We start from the raw sequence: 19,775 nt of genomic DNA on the forward strand, positions 1-19,775 counted from the left end.
GGGGGCAATTAAACATGCCGGGGGCCCGGCGGGGCTACCCGCCCCCGGGCCCACGGGTCTTTTCGCTTCCCGCGGTCCGGTCAGATCGCCGTGGACTGCTCGGCGGCGGCCGCCGCCTCGGCCGCGCGGCGCTCGCCCTCGGCCTGGGACCGCTTTCCGTAGAGCGCGGTCCAGATGCCCAGCGCGCCCAGGACCCCGTAGATCATGACGGGGCTGAGGGTGACCATGGTCTTGGTGTCCAGGACGTACGCCAGCACGATCCGGACCAGTGCCTCGATCACGTAGGCCACGCCCCAGACCAGGGTCATGGTGCGCATGGTGGTGCGGAAGCCCTCGTACTGCCACAGGCCGTTCCACCAGGCGGTGCTCTCCGGGGTGCCGTCGGTGGCGAACTTGCGGCCGAAGTAGAACATCAGCGGGCGCGCCGCGGCCAGCGTGGACAGGCAGAGCAGCCCGAACAGGCCCGTCACCGCGGAGTCCTTGATCAGCAGGGTCCTGGCCGAGTGGTCGCCGACGAGCGAGACGACGGCCGTGATCACGATGAAGACCAGGGTGACGACGGCGAATTCGTCGAGCTTGCGCCGCCAGGCCAGGCTGATGACGCTGTCGAGCACCGGCCAGGCGCTGCTGAGGAGCAGTGCCGAGAACTCGCTCCAACCGTGATCGTCGACGAGCGTGTTGTAGGTGATGATCGGCGCGACCACATTGAGGCCGATGGTCAGGATCCAGCCGAGGGCGGTCGCGGCCCCTGAGCGGGCGGGAGGTGCGGGTCGGGCTACTTGGGCTGACAAGGTTCCCCCTGGAACGTGCCTGATGAGTGCGGTAGGGGGACCGTAAGGACATGTCGATGACATGTACAAGGCGAGGCCACTAAAATGATCACCAAGCCGTCCGGACCGACTCGTTCCGGACAGGTTCGATCTCCGCGTCAGGCGCGCAGGCCCCGGATGACCAGAGCGGTCACCGCCTCGAACTCGGCGAGGATCGTGGGCGAGTGCCAGTCGGCCGCGTACTGCGGGTCGTGGAAGCGGCCGGTGGCGTAGAAGACCGCACGGGCCGCCGCCGGCACGTCATCGGCGGCGAGCGTGCCCGCCGCGACACCTTCGGCGATGATCCGGGCCAACTGGTCGATCAGCTCGTTCAGGTGTGTCTCGACCACACCGCTGTTCTCGGCGAGCAGCACCGTGTAGGTGGCGAAGAGCTCGGGATCGTCGCCGGACTTGTGCCGCTTGGCCTCGAAGAGCGCCTCCAGCCACGTCTCCAGCTTGGAGGACGCGCTCTCGGCGGGCGCCGAGGCGATCTCCTCCAGCATGACGACGCTCTTGGCGAGCCAGCGGTCCGTGACGGCCTCCCGCAGGGCGGCCTTCGACGGGAAGTGCCGGTACACGCTGCCGTGGCTGACGCCCAGGGCGCGGGCCACGTCCACCACGGTCGCCTTGGTCGGGCCGAAGCGGCGCAGCACTTCCTCGGTGGTTTCGAGGATGCGCTCGGGTGTCAGGGGCTCAGTCGCGGCAGGGGGCATGGACAAGACCGTACCGCCGGCTCAGCGCTCGCTGTCGAGGTGGGCCATCTGCGCCGCCGGATAACGGTCCCCGGCCGCGGCGCCGACCGGCACGGCCTCCTCGATCGCGGCCAGGTCGGCGTCGCCGAGGGATATCTCCATGGCACCCAGTGCCTCGGCCAGCCGCTCCCGGCTCCGGGCGCCGATCAGCGGCACGATGTCCTCGCCGCGGGAGAGCACCCAGGCGATGGCGGTCTGGGCGACGCTCACGCCCTTGCTCTCGGCGACCTTGCGCAGGGCGTCGACCAGATCGAGGTTCCGATCGAGGTTGTCGCCCTGGAAGCGGGGGCTCATACCGCGGAAGTCGCCCGGGCCCAGCGTACGGTCCCGGGTGAAGTGGCCACTGATCAGGCCGCGGGAGAGCACCCCGTACGCGGTCACGCCTATGCCCAGCTCGCGCGCCGTCGGCAGGATCTCGGCCTCGATGCCGCGGGAGATCAGCGAGTACTCGATCTGGAGGTCGGCGATCGGGGCCACGGCGGCGGCCCGGCGCAGGGTGTCGGCGCCGACCTCGGAGAGACCGATGTGGCGCACGTGCCCGGCCTCGACCGCCTCGGCGATGGCTCCGACGGTCTCCTCGATCGGCACGGACGGGTCCACGCGGGCGATCCGGTAGATGTCGATGTGGTCCCGGCCGAGCCGCTGGAGCGAGTAGGCCAGGAAGTTCTTGACGGCCTCGGGCCGGCCGTCGTAGCCGGTGAAGCCACCCTCGACCGTGCGCAGGGCGCCGAACTTGACGCTGGTCAGTGTCTGCTCGCGGGCCGCGGCGGGCGCGGTGCGCAGGGCTTCGTTGATCAGCAGCTCGTTGTGGCCCATGCCGTAGAAGTCGCCGGTGTCGAGCAGCGTGACGCCGGCGTCCAGGGCGGCGTGGATGGTCGCGATGGACTCGGCGCGGTCCGCCGTCCCGTAGAGGGCGGACATCCCCATGCAGCCCAGCCCCAACGGGAAGACGTCGGGGCCGGTGCTGCCGAGGGTGCGGTGGCCGCGGTGGTCGGTGGTCGCGATGGTGCTCTCGTTCGTCGTCATGAAACGAGAATGGCATGACGAGTGACAGATTTCAATATCTGTCACTCGTCAGTGTCAGGCCAGGGTCCGCAGCGCCAGCGCGGCCGCCGCGACCAGCGTGAGCACGGCCGCCGGGGCGAGTTCGTAGTCCTTGGCGCGCAGGTGGGCGATGACCGCGCCGACGAAGTAGAGGGTCACGCCGGTCGCCGCGGCGACGCCGAGCGGAGTGACCCACAGGCCCGCGACCAGGCCGATCGCGCCGGCCGCCTTGAGGCCGGCCAGTCGCGGCAGCCAGGAGTCCGGGACCTGGACGCGTCGCATGCTCGCGACGATCTGGTCGTTGCGCTGGAGCGTGAAGGTGGCGGAAGCCGTGAGGACCAGGGCGAGGAGGCCGCCGACGACGGCGTAGGCGATGAACATGGAAATCTCCAACAGTCGATGATTGCTAATCATTGAATAGCATCAACGATATGATCCATGCAATCATTTCTCCATTGCTACGATGTGACACATGACGGCAGATCAGGACGGACCGCACCCCCCGCAGCGGCTGGGCCTGCTGCTCGCCTGGCACGGATCGATCACCCAGACCCGCATGAAGAAGGCGCTCAGCGCCGCCGGGCTCACCCCCCGGCACGCGATGACGCTGATGCACCTGGAGGACGGCCCCATCAGCCAGCGGGCCCTCGCCGATCGGCTGGAGGTCGACCCGAGCGTGCTCGTCGGCATCCTGAACGACCTGGAGGGCGACGGCCTGGCCGAACGCCGCCGGGACCCGGCCGACCGCCGCCGCCACAACGTGGCCATCACCGCGGCGGGCGAAGCCGCCCTGGGCACGACGAACGCCGCCCTCGACGAGGTCGAAGGCGGCATTTTCGCCGGTCTGACGGGTCAGGAGCGCGAGCTCCTGCGCGGCCTCCTCGACCGGGTCAACACCTCGGCCGAGGACTTCAAGTGCGACGAATAGCGGCCCGCCAGGGCCTCACGCGCGCGGGACGCCCGCTTCCGCCGCAGGGTTGACGGGCTCCTCCAGGGCGCGGGCCGCGCGGTCCGCCGTACCCAGCGCCCAGGCACTGGTCGTCGCCGCGCCCAGCACCAGGACGAGCGCCCCGCACACCGTGATGATCCACCACGCCGGGATCGCCGCCCCGGTGAACTCACGGCCGTCCGCCAGCCCGGCCGCCAGGACCGCGCCGACGATGGCGACTCCCAGCGTGCTGCCGGTCTGGCGGCTGGTGGAGGCGATCGCGGCGGCGACGCCCGCCTGGGAGCGCGGCATCCCGGAGACGGCCGTATTGGTGACCGGGGCGTTCACCATGCCGAAGCCGAGGCCGTAGAGCACGTACCCGGTGAACAACAGCGCGGTGGACGTCTCGCCCCCGAAGGCGGCGAACAGCAGCCCGCTCCCGCCCATCGCGGCGCCCGCGATCAGCAGCGGCAGCCGGGGCCCGCGGCTGCCCACGAGCCGCCCCGACAGCGGAGCGACGGCGAAGGTCATGGCGGCCATCGGCAGCATGTAGAGCCCGGCGTGCAGCGCGTCCAGCCCCCGGACGTCCTGGAGGTACAGGGTGTTCAGGAAGAGGAAGCCGGCCATCGAGGCGAAGGCGCTGACCGCGATCACGGTCGCCCCGCTGAACGGCGCGCTCCGGAAGAACCGGAGATCGATCAGCGGCTCCTCGCGCCGGGCCTCGTAGAGCAGCAGACCCACCAGCGAGACGACGGCCACCAGGGCGCAGCCCACGATCAGCGGCGAGCGCGGGCCGGCGGTCGGCGCCTCGATGATCCCGTACGTCACGGAGCCGAGCAGGGCCATGACCAGCAGCTGTCCCACCGGATCCGGGCGCCGCGGCCGGGCCGCCCGGGACTCGGGGATGTGGCGCAGGGTCAGCACGAGCGCCGCGAGCCCGATCGGCAGGTTGACCCAGAAGATCGAGCGCCAGCCCACGGAATCGACCAGCAGACCGCCGACCAGGGGCCCCGCGGCCATGGAGATGCCCGCGACCGCGCCCCACACGCCGATGGCCCGGGCCCGTTGGGCCGGATCGGTGAAGGTGTTGGTGATGATCGACATCGCCACCGGGTTGAGCATCGCGCCGCCGACCGCCTGGACCATCCGGAAGAAGACGAGCCACTCCAGTCCGGGGGCGAGCGAGCACAGCAGGGAACCGGCGGTGAAGAGCACCAGGCCGGTGACGAACACCTTGCGCCGCCCGATCCGGTCGGCGGTGGAGCCCATGAGCATCAGCAGCGAGGCCAGCACGAGGGTGTAGGCGTCGATGGTCCACTGCATGCCCGCGACCGAGGCGTGCAGGTCACCGCGCATGGTGGGGAGCGCGACGTTGAGGACGGTGTTGTCCAGGCTGACGATCAGCAGGCTCATGCAGCAGATCGCCAGGACGAGCGTGCGCTGCCTGGAACTCGTCTCGATCATGCGGCCGATGGTACGTCCGCACCCATGGGCGCGGCATGCGGGACAATGGGCGGATGACCACGCTCCCCCCGCCTCTCGCGATCGGCCCGCACACCGTGCAGCCCCCGGTGGTGCTCGCCCCCATGGCCGGCATCACCAATGCCCCGTTCCGTACCCTCTGCCGGGAGTTCTCGGGCGGCAAGGGGCTGTTCGTGAGCGAGATGATCACGACACGCGCCCTGGTCGAGCGCAACGAGAAGACCATGCAGCTGATCCACTTCGACGAGACCGAGAAGCCCCGGTCGATTCAGCTGTACGGGGTCGACCCCGTGACGGTCGGCAAGGCGGTCCGCATGATCGTCGAAGAGGACCGTGCCGACCACATCGACCTGAACTTCGGCTGCCCCGTGCCCAAGGTGACCCGCAAGGGCGGCGGCTCGGCCCTGCCCTACAAGCGGAACCTGCTGCGCGCGATCCTGCGCGAGGCCGTCGCGGGCGCCGGCGACCTGCCGGTGACCATGAAGATGCGCAAGGGCATCACCGACGAGCACCTCACCTACCTCGACGCCGGCCGGATAGCCGTCGAGGAGGGGATCACCGCCATCGCCCTGCACGGCCGCACCACCGCCCAGCACTACGGCGGCACCGCGGACTGGGACGCCATCGCGCGGCTCAAGGAGCACGTGCCGGAGATCCCGGTGCTCGGCAACGGCGACATCTGGTGCGCCGAGGACGCGCTGCGCATGGTCCGCGAGACCGGCTGCGACGGCGTGGTCGTCGGGCGCGGCTGCCTGGGGCGGCCGTGGCTGTTCAACGACCTCGTGGCGGCCTTCGAGGGGCGTCCCGAGGACTTCCACAAGCCCACGCTGCGCGAGGTCGCGGGCACCATGCTCCGCCACGCGCAGCTGCTGGGGGAGTGGATCGGGGACGAGGCGCGCGGGGTGATCGACTTCCGTAAGCACGTCGCCTGGTACCTCAAGGGCTTCGCGGTGGGCTCCGAGATGCGGGGCAGGCTCGCGGTGACCTCTTCGCTGGCCGAACTTGACGCTCATCTGAGCGAGCTGGACCTGGACCAGGGTTGGCCCGAGAGCGCGGACGGCCCGCGTGGCCGGACGTCCGGAAACAACCGAGTTGTCCTGCCGGAGGGCTGGCTGAAGGACCCGTACGACTGCGCGGGTGTGAGCGAGGAAGCCGAACTGGACACCTCCGGCGGCTGACAAATCGCCCTGCGTGGCGCGTGATATACGCCACGCATGGGTGAGGTTTCGCTCAGATGAGCGCAGAAGTCACGGGTAAGACTTTCAAAGGGTGGCACTGGGTGCCACCCTTTGTGTGTTCAATACTTGAACGCAAATGTATCGATGATCGCTCATCCGAGCGGGGACATGCCTCAAACGCCCTCCCTCCCTTCGGGTTGTGAACGGTCTTCGTACTTTCTGATTACTCGTGAGTTACTTTCGATCTGCTGGCGCACGGGTGGTTACAGCCGTATGACGGCCAAGTGGACGTACCCATAAGCCTTCGATCTGGGTATGTTCCTGGCCGTCAGGGCAGCCACCGAGCCTCGAGGAGTCGAGACCCGTGTCGGAAAACAAAGATCAGAAGTTCGTCTACGACTTCACCGAGGGCAACCGCGACCTCAAGGACCTTCTCGGCGGCAAGGGAGCCAACCTCGCCGAGATGACCAACCTTGGTCTCCCGGTGCCCCCCGGCTTCACCATCACCACCGAGGCCTGCAAGGTCTACCTCGAAAGCGGTACGGCCCCGGCCGCGCTGCGCGACGAGGTCAGCGCCCACCTTGCCGCCCTCGAGACGAAGATGGGCAAGAAGCTCGGCCAGTCGGACGACCCGCTGCTGGTCTCCGTGCGTTCCGGCGCCAAGTTCTCGATGCCCGGCATGATGGACACCGTCCTCAACATCGGCCTCTCCGACGAGTCCGTGACCGGCCTCGCCGCCCAGGCCGGCAACGAGCGCTTCGCGTGGGACTCGTACCGCCGCCTGGTGCAGATGTTCGGCAAGACCGTCCTCGGCATCGACGGGGAGCTCTTCGAGGACGCCCTCGACGAGGCCAAGGCCGCCAAGAAGGTCACCGTCGACACGGACCTCGACGCCGCCGACCTGAAGAAGCTGGTCAAGGTCTTCAAGAAGATCGTGGCGAAGGAAGCCGGTCGCGAGTTCCCGCAGGACGCCCGCGAGCAGCTCGACCTCGCCGTCGAGGCGGTCTTCAACTCGTGGAACACCGACCGCGCCAAGCTCTACCGCCGCCAGGAGCGCATCCCGAGCGACCTGGGCACCGCGGTCAACATCTGCTCCATGGTCTTCGGCAACCTGGGCCCCGACTCCGGCACCGGCGTCGCCTTCACCCGCGACCCGGCCAGCGGCCACGCGGGCGTCTACGGCGACTACCTCCAGAACGCCCAGGGCGAGGACGTCGTCGCGGGCATCCGCAACACCGTGCCGCTCGCGGACCTGGAGGCCATCGACAAGGCCTCGTACGACCAGCTCATGACGATCATGACGACGCTGGAGAACCACTACAAGGATCTCTGCGACATCGAGTTCACCATCGAGCGCGGCCAGCTGTGGATGCTGCAGACCCGCGTCGGCAAGCGCACCGCCGGCGCCGCCTTCCGCATCGCCACCCAGCTCGTGGACCAGGGCCTGATCGACGAGGCCGAGGCCCTCCAGCGCGTCACCGGCCACCAGCTGGCCCAGCTGATGTTCCCGCGCTTCGACGAGGGCGCCAAGACCGAGCTGCTCGGCCGCGGCATCGCCGCCTCCCCGGGCGCGGCGGTCGGCAAGGCCGTCTTCGACTCGTACACGGCCGTCAAGTGGTCCCGTTCGGGCGAGAAGGTCATCCTGATCCGCCGCGAGACCAACCCGGACGACCTGGACGGCATGATCGCCTCCGAGGGCATCCTGACCTCGCGCGGCGGCAAGACCTCCCACGCGGCCGTCGTCGCCCGCGGCATGGGCAAGACCTGTGTCTGCGGCGCCGAGGAGCTCGACGTCGACACCAAGCGCCGCCGGATGACGGTCGGCGAAACGGTCATCGAAGAGGGAGACGTCGTCTCCATCGACGGCTCCACCGGCAAGGTCTACCTCGGTGAGGTACCGGTCGTACCCTCCCCGGTCGTCGAATACTTCGAGGGCCGCATGCACGCCGGCGCCGACGACGCCGACGAGCTCGTCGCCGCCGTGCACCGGATCATGGCCTACGCGGACCGCGTCCGCCGCCTGCGGGTGCGTGCCAACGCCGACAACGCAGAGGACGCGCTGCGCGCCCGCCGCTTCGGCGCCCAGGGCATCGGCCTGTGCCGCACCGAGCACATGTTCCTCGGTGAGCGCCGCGAACTGGTGGAGCGGCTGATCCTCGCGGACACCGACGAGGAGCGCGAGGAGGCACTGAGTGCCCTCCTGCCGCTGCAGAAGAAGGACTTCGTCGAGCTGTTCGAGGCGATGGACGGCCTGCCCGTCACGGTCCGCCTGCTCGACCCGCCGCTGCACGAGTTCCTGCCCGACATCACCGAGCTGTCGGTGCGCGTCGCCCTCGCCGAGTCCCGCAAGGACGCCAACGAGAACGACCTGCGCCTGCTCCAGGCCGTGCACAAGCTGCACGAGCAGAACCCGATGCTGGGTCTGCGCGGCGTCCGCCTCGGCCTGGTCATCCCCGGCCTGTTCAAGATGCAGGTCCGGGCGATCGCCGAGGCCGCGGCCGAGCGCAAGAACGCCAAGGGCGACCCCCGCGCCGAGATCATGGTCCCGCTCGTGGGCACCGTCCAGGAGCTGGAGATCGTCCGCGAGGAGGCCGACCAGGTCATCGCCGACGTCGAGGCCGCCACCGGCACCAGCCTCAAGCTGACCATCGGCACCATGATCGAGCTGCCGCGCGCCGCGCTGACCGCCGACCAGATCGCCGAGGCCGCGCAGTTCTTCTCCTTCGGCACGAACGACCTGACCCAGACGGTGTGGGGCTTCTCCCGCGACGACGTCGAGGCCAGCTTCTTCACCGCGTACCTGGAGAAGGGCATCTTCGGGGTCTCGCCGTTCGAGACCATCGACAAGGACGGCGTCGGCTCCCTGGTCCGGCACGCGGCCAAGCTGGGCCGGGCCACCCGCCCCGACCTCAAGCTCGGCGTCTGCGGTGAGCACGGCGGCGACCCCGAGTCCGTCCACTTCTTCCACGAGGTCGGCCTCGACTACGTCTCCTGCTCGCCCTTCCGGATTCCGGTGGCGCGCCTGGAGGCCGGTCGTGCGGCCGCCGAGGCGAAGGGCAGCGACAGCCGCTGACCCCCGGCCCTGAGAAGGCCCTCCAAGACGGCGCGTCTGCCCCCGGGATCCCTGACCCCCGAGGGCAGACGCGCCTATTTTTTCTTGTTCAACAAACCTTTACGCCAGCAGGCGGTGGACGGATCCCCACCCGTCCACCGCCGCTGTCATTCTGCCGGGCACGTCGGCGCTTCCCGTGCGACCGACCGCCAGGCCCCGCAAAGCCCCCCACGGCCTTCGCGGAGCGTTTCGGTCGCATCGGAGTGTGCCCGGCGGAGTACAGGATTTCGGTTGTCACGGCTCTGCCGAAAGGGGTTTCAACTGTGGCCGAAAGGGCGTGGTGACCACGTGTGACGGCATGCATACTCATGGGGCGGGGGGATTGCGGTTGCACAGGTGGGGGTTCGGTGCTGCGTATCCATTTCACTGGAGTGGACCTGGCACGCGTACGGATGGCAGGGCGTCCCGATGCGTTGTGGGAAACGATTCTCAGCTTTCATCGCTTAAGAGACCGGCGAGATGTCCGGTTGTTCGGTGAATGGCGGACGGAATCACGAATCAGGTTGAACAGTGAAACACGCATGCTCGGTATGGTTATACCGAGCAAGGGTTATTTTCCTGATTTCCTGACGCCCGTCGAGGGGCAGTACGGGTGGGACGTGGGCCTCGACGCCCTGCGCGGCATCCGCCCCGAGCGCATGCGGCGGGAGCTGCGACTGCTGGGCGGCGGTGCCGGTGCCGGTGGCGTCGGTGCCGGAGGCGCGGGCGCGGGCGTGTCGCCGCGGCTGCGGGAGTTCATGGAGGACGGCACCAAGCACCTGCCCAGGCTGCTGGGCGAGCTGCGCGCGTACCACCGCGCGGCCGTGGAGCCGTACTGGACCCACATCCAGGCCCAGATCGAGGCCGAGCGGGCCGCGCGCGGGCGCGCCCTGCTGGACGGGGGCGCGGACGAACTGCTGGCCTCGCTGCCGCCGATGCTGCGCTGGCGGGCGCCCGTGCTGGAGTGCGACTACCCCGTGGACCGGGACGTACGGCTACGGGGGCGCGGGCTGCTGCTCCAGCCGTCCTTCTTCTGCCGGCGCACCGCGGTGACCCTGCACGACCCGGAGCTGCCGCCGGTGCTGGTCTACCCGGCCGCCGCGCAGCTGGCCTCCGCGCCGACGGGTGGCGAGTCGGCGCGGCCGGCGCTGGAGGAGCAGCGGGTCCGCACCCTGGGCAAGCTCGTCGGGCACACTCGCTCGGTGGTACTGCGGGCCATAGGGGACGGGGCCACCACCAGTGAACTGGCCCGCCGGGCCGGGGTCTCGCTGGCCTCCGCGAGCCAGCACGCGTGCGTGATGCGGGAGGCGGGTCTGGTGACGACGCTTCGGCACGGGAACGCGGTGCTGCACACCGTGACGCCGCTGGGGGCTGCGCTGCTGAAGGGTGGGGCCGTGGCGTCATGACGGTGGCCGCACCCCGGTGGGTTGAACCCGCCGGGGTGCGGCCGGTGGTGCCGTGCGGCGCAGTTGCGGGGGCGCTGCCCCGAGCCCCCGCGCCTCAAACGCGGGGCCGGGAATGCGCCCGGAAGGGGTCAGACTCGGAAGGGGCCCGTCACCTCGTATGTGATGCCGCCCGTCGAGCTGCCGCTCGTGCCGCGCTGGCTGGAGAAGTACAGGCGGGTGCCGTCGGGGGAGAAGGCGGGGCCGGTGATCTCCGAGGAGGACTGGCCGGTGATCCGCAGGAACGGGGCGACCACGTCGTCCGGGGTGATCAGGCAGATCTCCATGTTGCCGCCGTCCTCGGCGATGTACAGGTCGCCGTACGAGGACCCGGTCACGTTGTCCACGCCCGTCAGCGGGGCCGCGCCGCCGGGGACGAGCGAGTCGTCGTAGGCCAGCTCGTACGTGCTGTTCGCGAGGTTCAGCTGCCAGACGCGGTTGTCGCCCTTGGTGGTGAACCAGACCGTGTCGTTGGCGTAGTGGCAGCCCTCGCCGCCGTTGAACTTCTTCGCGCCGGAGACCTGGGTGCGGGTGGTCGTCGGGGAGCCGTCCGGGTCCGGGACGTTCTGCCACGTGAAGGAGCCCGAGGTGGCGGTGCCGGCCTTCAGGACCTGGAGGGTGCCCGAGGAGAGGTTGCCCCAGGTGTTGGGGATGAAGCGGTAGAAGCAGCCGTCCGACTCGTCCTCGGTCAGGTAGATCACCTGACGCACCGGGTCGGCGGCGGCCGCCTCGTGCTTGAACTTGCCCATCGCCGGGCGCTGGACTGCCGCGTTCACGCCGTAGGGGTCGGTCTCGTAGACGTAGCCGAGGCTGACCTCCTCGCAGGACAGCCAGGTGTTCCAGGGGGTCTTGCCGCCCGCGCAGTTCTGCCGGGTGTTGGAGAGGATCCGGTAGGAGCCGGTGATGGTGCCCGACGAGTTGAACTTCACCGCGCTCGCTCCGCCGGAGGGGTTGATCTCCGAGTTCGACACGTAGATCCAGCCCGTGCCGTCGGCGAAACACGCGCCGCCGTCGGGGGCGCTGTGCCACTTGTACGAGGTGGAGCCGACGTTCTGGCCCGACCGGGCGATCACGCGGCTGCTGAAGCCGGCGGGCAGCATGATGCCGTTCGCGTCCGCCGAGCCGAGGGCCCCGTAGGGCCCGGCGCCGGGCTGGGCGGGCGCCGCGTAGGCGGCCCCGTGCATCAGCGTCCCGCCGAAGGCGGCGGCCGACGAGCCGATGACGGCGCCGCGCAGGAAGGTACGACGTTCCACGGTCACTCCTGAGGGAGGAAGGCCCCGTGTCCGGTCGGGCACGGGTCGCACGCGTCCAGGAACCTAGGAGCACCGAGTTGACGTGAAGGCAATTCCTCATGACGCACGAGCGACCGCTACGAGTTCAATCCTCGAGGAGGGACTTCAGGGCGTCGAGCCGCTCTTTCCAGAAGGCCTTGTAGACCGCCACGGCGTCCGCGTCGGCCAGTTTCGTGTGCCCCAGTCCCACCTGCGTACGGTCCGGGCCCTTGGGGGTGAGATAGACGGAAATACGGCTGCTGCCGCCGTCCCAGTCGGCGGTGACGGATTTGCCGGGCCGGTGCGTGCGTACGGAGAAATCCGCGTGCGGCAGCCAACGCTCGCGCACCGCGCCGTCCGTGAAGGCCTCGGTGACCCGCTCGGCGGCGGCGCCCACGGTGCGCGAAGAGCTCGTCTGCCAGTCCCCGTCGCAGGACTGCCCGACCTCGCGCATGCCACGTTCCTGCTCGTAGCCGACCGTGACGGACTGCGCGTACCAGCCGCTCACCCCGTACTCCGCCACGAGCCGGCGAGCGATCTCGGTGTGCGTGTGCCCGGTCGCACCCCACCCGTCGAGCTCGGCGAACCACGCGGACCAGTCCCGTCCGGTCTCGGCGGCCAGGGCCTCGTCCGACAGCTTCTCGGTGATCTTCTTGACGGCCATGCCCCGACGCTACTGCGAGCCGGACGCCCCGGCAGCGTGGGACTTTCTCCCCTGGGGAGGCCGCCGGTGCGAGAGGATGGTGGACTCATGAACCACTTCGCCGCCGACGCCGACATCACGGGCCGCGCCGACCTCGACGTCGTGCTGCGCCGCTTCTACACGGCCGCCTTCGCCGACGCGCGGATCGGGCCGTTCTTCACCGAGATCGCGGGCACGGACCTGGAGGTCCACCTGCCCCGCATCACCGACTTCTGGGAACGCGCCCTCTTCCGCAGCGCCGACTACCGCCGCAACGCCTTCGCCCCGCACGCCGCGCTGAACTCGGCGCGGGCGATGACCGCCGCGGACTTCGGCCGCTGGGTGCAGCTGTGGCACGCGACCATCGACGGGCTGCACCGCGGGCCCAACGCGGAGCGGGCCAAGGCGCAGGGCGAGCGGATCGCCCTGACCCTGCACAAGCGGCTCGCGGGCCGGGAGGTGTCCATGGAGAGCGAGGACGGCCTCGGCTTCGTCCCGCTGGCGGCGCTGGAGCTGCGCTCCGTGGCCTGACCTGCGGTTTCGCCACGCCGGGCGGGGCCTGGAAGAAATCTCGAAAAAACTTCGCGACGAGCGATGAGTTTCCTCCGGGCCCCCGGTCTACCCCTCGAAAGCAGCGCACACCACGCGAGAGAAGAGAGACCGAGATGTCCCAGCCCCAGATGATCTTCGTCAACCTGTCGGTCAAGGACCTGGACGCCACCAAGGCCTTCTGGGAGAAGCTCGGCTACTCCACGAACCCGCAGTTCACCGACGAGAACGCGGCCTGTCTGGTCATCAGCGACACGATCTTCGCGATGCTGCTGACCGAGGCCCACTTCAAGACCTTCGCGACCAAGCCGATCGCCGACGCCTCCGCCACCACCGAGGTGATGGTGGCCCTGAGCGCCGACAGCCGCGAGAAGGTCGACGAGATCGTCGACGCCGCCCTGGCGGCGGGCGGCACCGAACCCCGCCCGGCCATGGACATGGGCTTCATGTACGGCCGCGCCTTCGAGGACCTGGACCACCACGTCTGGGAGTTCGTGTGGATGGACCCGGCCGCCGTCCAGGGCTGAGCCGAACGGCTTCCCCGCCCGCTACGAGGTCGCGGCGGTCCGCACCGGGTACGTCCGGACCGCCACCTCCTCGTCGTCCAGGCAGCGCCCCGACTCCAGGTCGAAGCGCTGCTTCAGCAGCGGCGAGGCCACGAAGGGCCGGCCCGCCGCGGCACCCAGCAGGCCCCGGGAGAGCACTTGCGCCCCGGTGAAGGGGTCCTGGTTCCCGATGGCGTACGTGTGCCCCGCGCGGTCCACGAACACCGCGGCCTGGCTCCCGTCGGGCAGCAGCGCCGCCACCCCGCGCCCGGGGGTCAGGGCGGACAGCTCGCACACCGTCAGCCAGCCTTCCGCCACCTGCAGTTCCACGGTCATCGGACTCCTCCGATCGTCAGGACGGCCAGGTCGGGCTTGACCTGGTCGCGCTCGGGCACGAACTTCACGGTCGGGTCGGGGGCGCCGGGCGCGTTGACGAAGGACACGAACCGGCGCAGCCGCTCCGGGTCCTGGAGCGTCTCGGCCCACTCGTCCCGGTAGTGCGCCACGTGGTCGGCCATCAGGGACTCCAGCTCCGCGCAGAGCCCGAGCGAGTCGTGCACGATCACGTCACGCAGGTGCTCCAGGCCGCCCTCCAGCCGCTCCAGCCAGGCGGAAGTCCGCTCCAGCCGGTCCGCGGTGCGGATGTAGAACATCAGGAACCGGTCGATGAGCCGGACCAGTTCGGCGTCCGACAGGTCCTGGGCGAGGAGGTCGGCGTGGCGCGGGGTGGCCCCGCCGTTGCCGCCGACGTACAGGTTCCACCCGGCGGCCGTCGCGATGACCCCGAAGTCCTTGCTCTGCGCCTCGGCGCACTCGCGGGTGCAGCCGGAGACCGCCGACTTGAGCTTGTGCGGGGCGCGCAGACCCCGGTAGCGCAGCTCCAGGTCGATGGCCATCTTCACGCTGTCCTGGACCCCGTAGCGGCACCAGGTCTGTCCCACGCAGGACTTCACCGTCCGCAGGGCCTTCCCGTACGCGTGTCCGGACTCGAAGCCGGCGTCGACGAGCCGGGCCCAGATCCGGGGGAGCTGGTCCACGCGGGCGCCGAAGAGGTCGATCCGCTGACCGCCGGTGATCTTCGTGTAGAGGCCGAAGTCCCGGGCCACCTCGCCGATCACGATCAGCTTGTCGGGGGTGATCTCGCCCCCGGGGATGCGCGGCACGACCGAGTACGAGCCGTTGCGCTGCATGTTCGCGAGGAAGTGGTCGTTCGTGTCCTGGAGCGCGGCCTGCTCCCCGTCGAGGACGTAGCCGCTCGCGCCGAGGGTCGGAGCGAGCGAGGCGATGATCGAGCCGACGGTGGGCTTGCAGACCTCGCAGCCGTCGCCGCCGCGGGCCTCCGGGCGGCCGTGCCCGTCGAGGAGCTCCTCGTACGAGGTCAGGCGGCGGGTGCGGACGATCTCGTACAGCTCGGCGCGGGTGAAGGGGAAGCAGCCGCACAGTCCCTTGTCGGCGGCGGCCGGCAGCAGCTGCCCGATCACCTTGAGGCAACCACCGCAGCCGGTGCCCGCCTTGGTGCACTTCTTGACCTCGGGGAGGGTGGTGTGGGCCGTGATGGCCTTCTTGGTGACGTTGTGGCAGGAGCAGATCACCGCGTGGTCGGGGAGCGAGGACGGGCCGAGCGCGACCGGCGCGCCGAGGCCGGGGGGCAGTACCAGCTGCTCGGGGGCGACGGGCGGCACGCTCCCGGTGAGCGGGCGCAGCAGACCGTACGAGTCCGCGTCGCCGACCAGGACCCCGCCGAGGAGGACACCTTCGGGGGAGACGACCAGCTTCTTGTAGACCCCGGAGCGGGAGTCGGACCAGACGACGTCGAGGCTGTCGGCGGTGGTGCCGTGCGCGTCGCCGAAGGAGGCCACGTCCACACCGAGCAGCTTGAGCTTGGTGGAGAGGTCGGCTCCGGTGAACTCCTTCTCCCGGCCCAGCAGATCGTCGGCGGCGGTCTCGGCCATCTCGTAGCCGGGGGCGACCAGGCCGTAGACCCGGCCGTCGACGGCCAGGGCGCACTCGCCGATCGCGTAGACGGACGGGTCGGAGGTGCGGCAGCGGGAGTCCACGGTGATGCCGCCGCGCTCGCCGATGTACAGCCCGGCGGCGCGGGCCAGCTGGTCGCGGGGCCGGACACCGGCGGAGAAGACGACCAGGTCCGTGTCGATGGCGGACCCGTCGGTCAGCCGCATTCCGTTGACGTGGCCGTCCTCGCCGATCAGTACCTCCTGGGTACCGACGCCGGTGTGGACGGTGATGCCCATGTTCTCGATGGTGCGCAGCAGGGCGGCGCCGCCGCCCTCGTCGACCTGTACGGGCATCAGGCGCGGGGCGAACTCGACGACGCGGGTGTCGAGCCCGAGCCCCTGCAGGGCGCCGGCGGCCTCCAGCCCGAGCAGCCCACCGCCGACGACCGCGCCGCAGGTGCGGCCCTTCGCGTACTCCTCGATCGCGAGGAGGTCCTCGATGGTGCGGTAGACGAAGCAGCCGGGCGCGTCCTTGCCGAAGATGGGCGGCACGAAGGGGTAGCTGCCGGTGGCCAGCACCAGGACGTCGTACGGGAACACCTGCCCGGAGCGGGACGTGACGGTGCGGGCGGCCCGGTCGATGTGCTCGGCCGGGTCGTCGAGGTGGAGGGCGATGCCGTGCTCCGCCATGAAGCCGGGGGGCGTCAGGGACAGGTCCTCGGGGGTGCTGCCGGAGAAGTACGACGTCAGGTGCACGCGGTCGTAGGCGGGCCGGGGCTCCTCGCAGAGCACGGTGATCCGGTGCGTGGCAGTGACCCCGCGCTCGGCGAGTGCTTCGAGGTAGCGCTGGCCGACCATGCCGTGCCCGATGAGCACGATCGTGGGCAAGGGCTCGGTCACGGTCATGTCAGTGGCCTCCGTCGTCGGTGAGCAGGTGGAACAGGTCGTGCGGTGTTTCGTCGCCCTCCCAGGTGCGGGCGAGGGCCCCCACCGTGGAGAGCTCGCCCAGCAGCACCCCGCCGACGAGTCGGTCGCCTCGCAGGACGACCTTCCGGTAGGTCCGGCGGGTGGCGTCGGCGAGGCGGACCACGTCGTCGCCCGGGCGGGGGGTGGTCTCGCCGAAGGCGGCGAGATCGAGGGAGTCCCCGGTGCCGGGAAGGGTGAGGCGGGTGAGGGCGCGGGTCCCGGCGTAGGGGGTGGGGTCGCCGGTCAGGACCGCGGCGAGGGCGTCGGCCTGCTCCAGGGCGGGGCCGGCCAGGCCGTACACCTGGCCGGCGTGTTCGGCGCAGTCGCCGATGGCGTGGATGCGGGGGTCGCTGGTGCGGAGCTGGTCGTCGACCACGATGCCCTTGCGGATCTCCAGCCCGGCGGCCTGGGCCAGTCCCGTGCGGGGCCGTACGCCGCAGGCGAGCACGACGACGTCGGCGTCGAGCCGGTACCCGTCGGCGAGCTCGACCCCGGTGACCCGGCGGTTGCCCCGTGCGGCGCCGTTGCCGGGGCTCCGCCCCGGACCCCGCTCCTCAAACGCCGGAGGGGCTGGATTTCGGCTGATGCCGTCCGTTTCGGGGCGGAGACCCGGCAGCGGAGCCGCGGGCGAACCGGTCGTGACCAGGCCGCGGACCCGGCATTCCGTGTGGATCTCCACGCCGAGTGAGGTCAGGTGGCTGTGCAGCAGCGCAGCGGCATCGGCGTCCAGCTGGCGTTCCATCAGGCGCTCGCCCTGCTGGGCCAGCACCACCTGCGCACCCCGCGCGGCGAGCGCACGGGCCGCCGAGACGCCCAGGAGTCCCCCGCCGATCACCACCACGCGCACCCCGGGGCGTACGGCCGCAGACAAGGCCAGGCAGTCGTCCATCGTGCGGAAGGCGTGGACCCCGTCGGGGAGGTCCCGGCCCTCCGGCTCGAACAGCCCCCGCAGCGGCGGCAGCACCGCGTTCGAGCCGGTGGCCAGCACCAGGGTGTCGTACGGGAGCGCCGCGCCGTCGTCGCAGTGGACGGTCCGGTCGGCGCGGTCGACGAGGACCGCGCGGACCCCCCGCCGCAGAGCCGGCCCGACCGCCGGGAGGGCGGTCACCTCCGGTGCGTACCGGCCCGCCAGCACCTCGGCGAGCAGCACCCGGTTGTACGGGACGTGGCTCTCCTCGCCGAGGACGGTCACCGCCGCCGCACCGTTCAGCCGCGCGGCGAGTCGCAGGCCCGCGAGGCCGCCGCCGATCACCACCACACGCTGTTCCGAGGTCATGGCAAGAGCGTGCGCGGCCGCTGTTTCCCCGCCGCATCGCCCCTGTTACCCGGACGGAACGCCGACCTCAGCGCAGGGGTTAAGGGTCGGTGAGGCGTTCCTCAAGGCGGGCTTAAGGATCATCCGCGCCGCCGCCGGGCACCCGCGCGGGCGCTTAGCGTGCTTCGTATGCGAGATGCGGTGGTGCGGGTCAGGGGCGGGATGCTCGGCGGGGCGGGGGTGGTGGCACTGCTCTGGGCGGCGCAGGTGCGGCCCTCGGCCCGGCCCGACGCGCTGTTCGCCACCGCCGCGCACCTGACCGGCCTGCTCGCCGGCTACGGGGTGCTCGTGCTGCTGTTCCTGATGGCCCGGGTGCCCGCCGTCGAGCACGGCGTCGGCGCCGACCGGCTCGCCCGCTGGCACGCCCTCGGCGGCCGGTACGTCCTGCTGCTCTGCTTCGGGCACGGGCTGTTCGCCCTGCTCGGATACGCCGTGCACGAGGAGGTCGACGTGGTCTCCGCCGTCCGGGAGCTGCTCGGCTACCCCGCGCTCGCCGCCGCCGCGGCCGGGACCGTCCTCCTGGTCGCGGTCGGCGTGACCTCCGCCCGGGCCGTACGCCGCCGGGTGTCGCACGAAACCTGGCGCGGCGTCCACCTGCTCGTGTACCTCGCGGCCGCCCTCGCCTTCGCGCACCAGATCGCCGGGCCCGACCTCGCCCCGGTCGCCTGGTTCTGGACGCTCGCCCACACCGTGGTCGCGGTCCTGCTGGTCTGGTACCGCGCGGTGGTCCCCGTACGGCAGGCCCTGCGGCACGCACTGCGGGTGGCGGAGGTGCGGGCCGAGGGGCCCGGGGTGGTCTCCGTCGTCATCCGCGGGGAGCACCTGGCGGAGCTGCGCGCGGAGCCGGGGCAGTTCCTGCGCTGGCGGTTCCTGGAGCGGCGGCTGTGGCACACGGCCCTGCCGTTCTCGCTGTCCGCGCCGGTGTACGGGAACACCCTGCGGATCACCGTCAAGGGGCTCGGCGGCCACTCCCGGCGGATCCGTCGGCTGCGCCCCGGCACGCGGGTCCTGGCCACCGGGCCGTTCGGCGCGCTCACCGCCGCCCGGCGGACCCGGCCCAAGGTGCTGCTCATCGCCGGCGGGGTCGGCATCACCCCGATGCGGGCCCTGTTCGAGACCCTGCCCGGCGGCCCCGGGGACATCACCCTCCTCTACCGGGCCGGGGCCGAGGAGCACCTCGTACTGCGCTCCGAGCTGGAGGCCATCGCCGCCGAGCGGCAGGCGGGGCTGCACTACCTGCTCGGTCCGTCGGGCGCCGCCTACGACCCGCTCGCTCCGCAGGCGCTGGCCGCGCTGGTGCCGGACCTGGCCGAGCACGACGTGTACCTGTGCGGGCCGCCGGGGATGGCCGACGCGACCCGGGCCGCGCTGCTGCGGGCCGGGGTGCCGGCCGGTCGTGTCCATTCCGAGTGCTTCAGCTTCTGAGAGGTCACCGCACCGTGCGCCATCCGCTCCACGTCACCGTGTCCGTGCCCGTGCCCGTCGCCGCGGCAGCCCGGACGGCCCGGCACCGAAAGCCCGGCAGGCCGTCCGCCCTGAACTCCGCCTTGAACTCCGCCCTGGCCTCCGCGCTGGTTTGCGTACGGCCCGCGCAGCGCCTGGCGGTCGGGCTGGGGCTGGCCAGTGCTCTGGCCGCGAGCGTGCTGACGGCGGTCCTGGACCCGGCCGCTCCGGTGGCCCCGGACCGGGTCGCGGAGCGGCAAGGCTCAATCTTTGCGCAAGTTTCCGGTGATTGATGGCGACTACACCCAATGCTCCATAGGGTC

The 19,775-nt window shown here is 70.9% G+C and carries 18 protein-coding genes; 8 read left to right on the forward strand and 10 right to left on the reverse strand.

Features of this window, described 5'->3' with window-relative positions; translation table 11 throughout:
• Positions 1-80: 80 nt before the first annotated feature.
• The 4 genes from ACFV9H_RS26235 to ACFV9H_RS26250 form a co-directional block, all read right to left on the reverse strand.
• Positions 81-791, reverse strand: a complete 711-nt coding sequence (locus ACFV9H_RS26235) for a VC0807 family protein (RefSeq protein WP_385402573.1) — start codon at positions 789-791, stop codon at positions 81-83.
• A gap of 137 nt (positions 792-928) precedes the next feature.
• The gene (locus ACFV9H_RS26240) at positions 929-1,522 is read right to left on the reverse strand and encodes a TetR family transcriptional regulator (protein WP_385402575.1); all 594 of its coding nucleotides are present in this window, start codon (positions 1,520-1,522) and stop codon (positions 929-931) included.
• 21 nt (positions 1,523-1,543) lie between these two features.
• Complete coding sequence (locus ACFV9H_RS26245) at positions 1,544-2,587, reverse strand: aldo/keto reductase (protein ID WP_385402578.1); 1,044 nt, start codon at positions 2,585-2,587, stop codon at positions 1,544-1,546.
• A 54-nt stretch (positions 2,588-2,641) separates the two neighbouring features.
• Positions 2,642-2,998 (reverse strand): DoxX family protein, encoded by a 357-nt coding sequence (locus tag ACFV9H_RS26250; RefSeq protein WP_385402581.1) that lies wholly within the window; start codon positions 2,996-2,998, stop codon positions 2,642-2,644.
• Positions 2,999-3,077: 79 nt separating this feature from the next.
• Between ACFV9H_RS26250 and ACFV9H_RS26255 the strand changes: the two genes are divergently transcribed.
• Positions 3,078-3,533: a MarR family winged helix-turn-helix transcriptional regulator gene (locus tag ACFV9H_RS26255; protein ID WP_385402582.1), complete on the forward strand. Its 456-nt coding sequence runs from the start codon at positions 3,078-3,080 to the stop codon at positions 3,531-3,533.
• A 15-nt stretch (positions 3,534-3,548) separates the two neighbouring features.
• On the opposite strand, the gene ACFV9H_RS26260 is transcribed toward ACFV9H_RS26255, so the two are convergent.
• On the reverse strand, positions 3,549-4,997 hold the full coding sequence (locus ACFV9H_RS26260; protein WP_385402584.1) for an MFS transporter: 1,449 nt from the start codon (positions 4,995-4,997) through the stop codon (positions 3,549-3,551).
• A gap of 35 nt (positions 4,998-5,032) precedes the next feature.
• On the opposite strand from ACFV9H_RS26260, the gene dusB reads away from it, so the two are divergent.
• The 3 genes from dusB (at position 5,033) to ACFV9H_RS26275 (ending at position 10,690) form a co-directional block, all read left to right on the forward strand.
• Positions 5,033-6,193, forward strand: coding sequence for a tRNA dihydrouridine synthase DusB (gene dusB, locus ACFV9H_RS26265; protein WP_385402587.1), 1,161 nt, complete (start codon positions 5,033-5,035; stop codon positions 6,191-6,193).
• A gap of 364 nt (positions 6,194-6,557) precedes the next feature.
• The gene (gene ppdK, locus ACFV9H_RS26270; protein WP_385402590.1) at positions 6,558-9,266 is read left to right on the forward strand and encodes a pyruvate, phosphate dikinase; all 2,709 of its coding nucleotides are present in this window, start codon (positions 6,558-6,560) and stop codon (positions 9,264-9,266) included.
• A gap of 386 nt (positions 9,267-9,652) precedes the next feature.
• Complete coding sequence (locus ACFV9H_RS26275) at positions 9,653-10,690, forward strand: helix-turn-helix domain-containing protein (RefSeq protein WP_385402593.1); 1,038 nt, start codon at positions 9,653-9,655, stop codon at positions 10,688-10,690.
• 128 nt (positions 10,691-10,818) lie between these two features.
• Here ACFV9H_RS26275 and ACFV9H_RS26280 read toward each other — a convergent pair whose 3' ends face one another.
• Together ACFV9H_RS26280 and ACFV9H_RS26285 are read right to left on the reverse strand one after the other, a co-directional pair.
• Positions 10,819-11,979, reverse strand: coding sequence for an alkaline phosphatase PhoX (locus ACFV9H_RS26280; protein ID WP_385402595.1), 1,161 nt, complete (start codon positions 11,977-11,979; stop codon positions 10,819-10,821).
• Between the two features lie 124 nt (positions 11,980-12,103).
• Positions 12,104-12,661, reverse strand: coding sequence for a hypothetical protein (locus tag ACFV9H_RS26285; protein WP_385402598.1), 558 nt, complete (start codon positions 12,659-12,661; stop codon positions 12,104-12,106).
• A gap of 87 nt (positions 12,662-12,748) precedes the next feature.
• Between ACFV9H_RS26285 and ACFV9H_RS26290 the strand changes: the two genes are divergently transcribed.
• Positions 12,749-13,210: a group III truncated hemoglobin gene (locus ACFV9H_RS26290; RefSeq protein ID WP_385402600.1), complete on the forward strand. Its 462-nt coding sequence runs from the start codon at positions 12,749-12,751 to the stop codon at positions 13,208-13,210.
• Positions 13,211-13,344: 134 nt separating this feature from the next.
• Positions 13,345-13,755 carry a VOC family protein gene (locus ACFV9H_RS26295; RefSeq protein WP_385402601.1) on the forward strand — a complete coding sequence of 137 codons (411 nt, stop codon included), beginning with the start codon at positions 13,345-13,347 and terminating at the stop codon, positions 13,753-13,755.
• A gap of 21 nt (positions 13,756-13,776) precedes the next feature.
• Here the strand turns inward: ACFV9H_RS26295 and nirD are convergent, their stop codons facing one another.
• The 3 genes from nirD to ACFV9H_RS26310 are packed head-to-tail and all read right to left on the reverse strand — an operon-like array spanning position 13,777 to position 17,970.
• Positions 13,777-14,109: a nitrite reductase small subunit NirD gene (nirD, locus tag ACFV9H_RS26300; protein WP_385402603.1), complete on the reverse strand. Its 333-nt coding sequence runs from the start codon at positions 14,107-14,109 to the stop codon at positions 13,777-13,779.
• Positions 14,106-16,634 carry a nitrite reductase large subunit NirB gene (gene nirB / locus ACFV9H_RS26305; RefSeq protein WP_385402605.1) on the reverse strand — a complete coding sequence of 843 codons (2,529 nt, stop codon included), beginning with the start codon at positions 16,632-16,634 and terminating at the stop codon, positions 14,106-14,108. The genes nirD and nirB overlap by 4 nt, the downstream gene beginning before the upstream one ends.
• 1 nt (position 16,635) lies before the next feature.
• Positions 16,636-17,970 (reverse strand): NAD(P)/FAD-dependent oxidoreductase, encoded by a 1,335-nt coding sequence (locus ACFV9H_RS26310; protein WP_385402608.1) that lies wholly within the window; start codon positions 17,968-17,970, stop codon positions 16,636-16,638.
• Positions 17,971-18,138: 168 nt separating this feature from the next.
• Here ACFV9H_RS26310 and ACFV9H_RS26315 point away from each other — a divergent pair, with 168 nt between their 5' ends.
• Positions 18,139-19,434 (forward strand): ferric reductase-like transmembrane domain-containing protein, encoded by a 1,296-nt coding sequence (locus ACFV9H_RS26315; RefSeq protein WP_385402610.1) that lies wholly within the window; start codon positions 18,139-18,141, stop codon positions 19,432-19,434.
• A 14-nt stretch (positions 19,435-19,448) separates the two neighbouring features.
• Positions 19,449-19,745, forward strand: a complete 297-nt coding sequence (locus ACFV9H_RS26320; RefSeq protein ID WP_385402612.1) for a hypothetical protein — start codon at positions 19,449-19,451, stop codon at positions 19,743-19,745.
• Positions 19,746-19,775: the final 30 nt, after the last annotated feature.

Origin of the sequence: Streptomyces sp. NPDC059874 (genome assembly GCF_042731135.1) — a bacterium.
GTDB lineage: Bacteria > Actinomycetota > Actinomycetes > Streptomycetales > Streptomycetaceae > Streptomyces.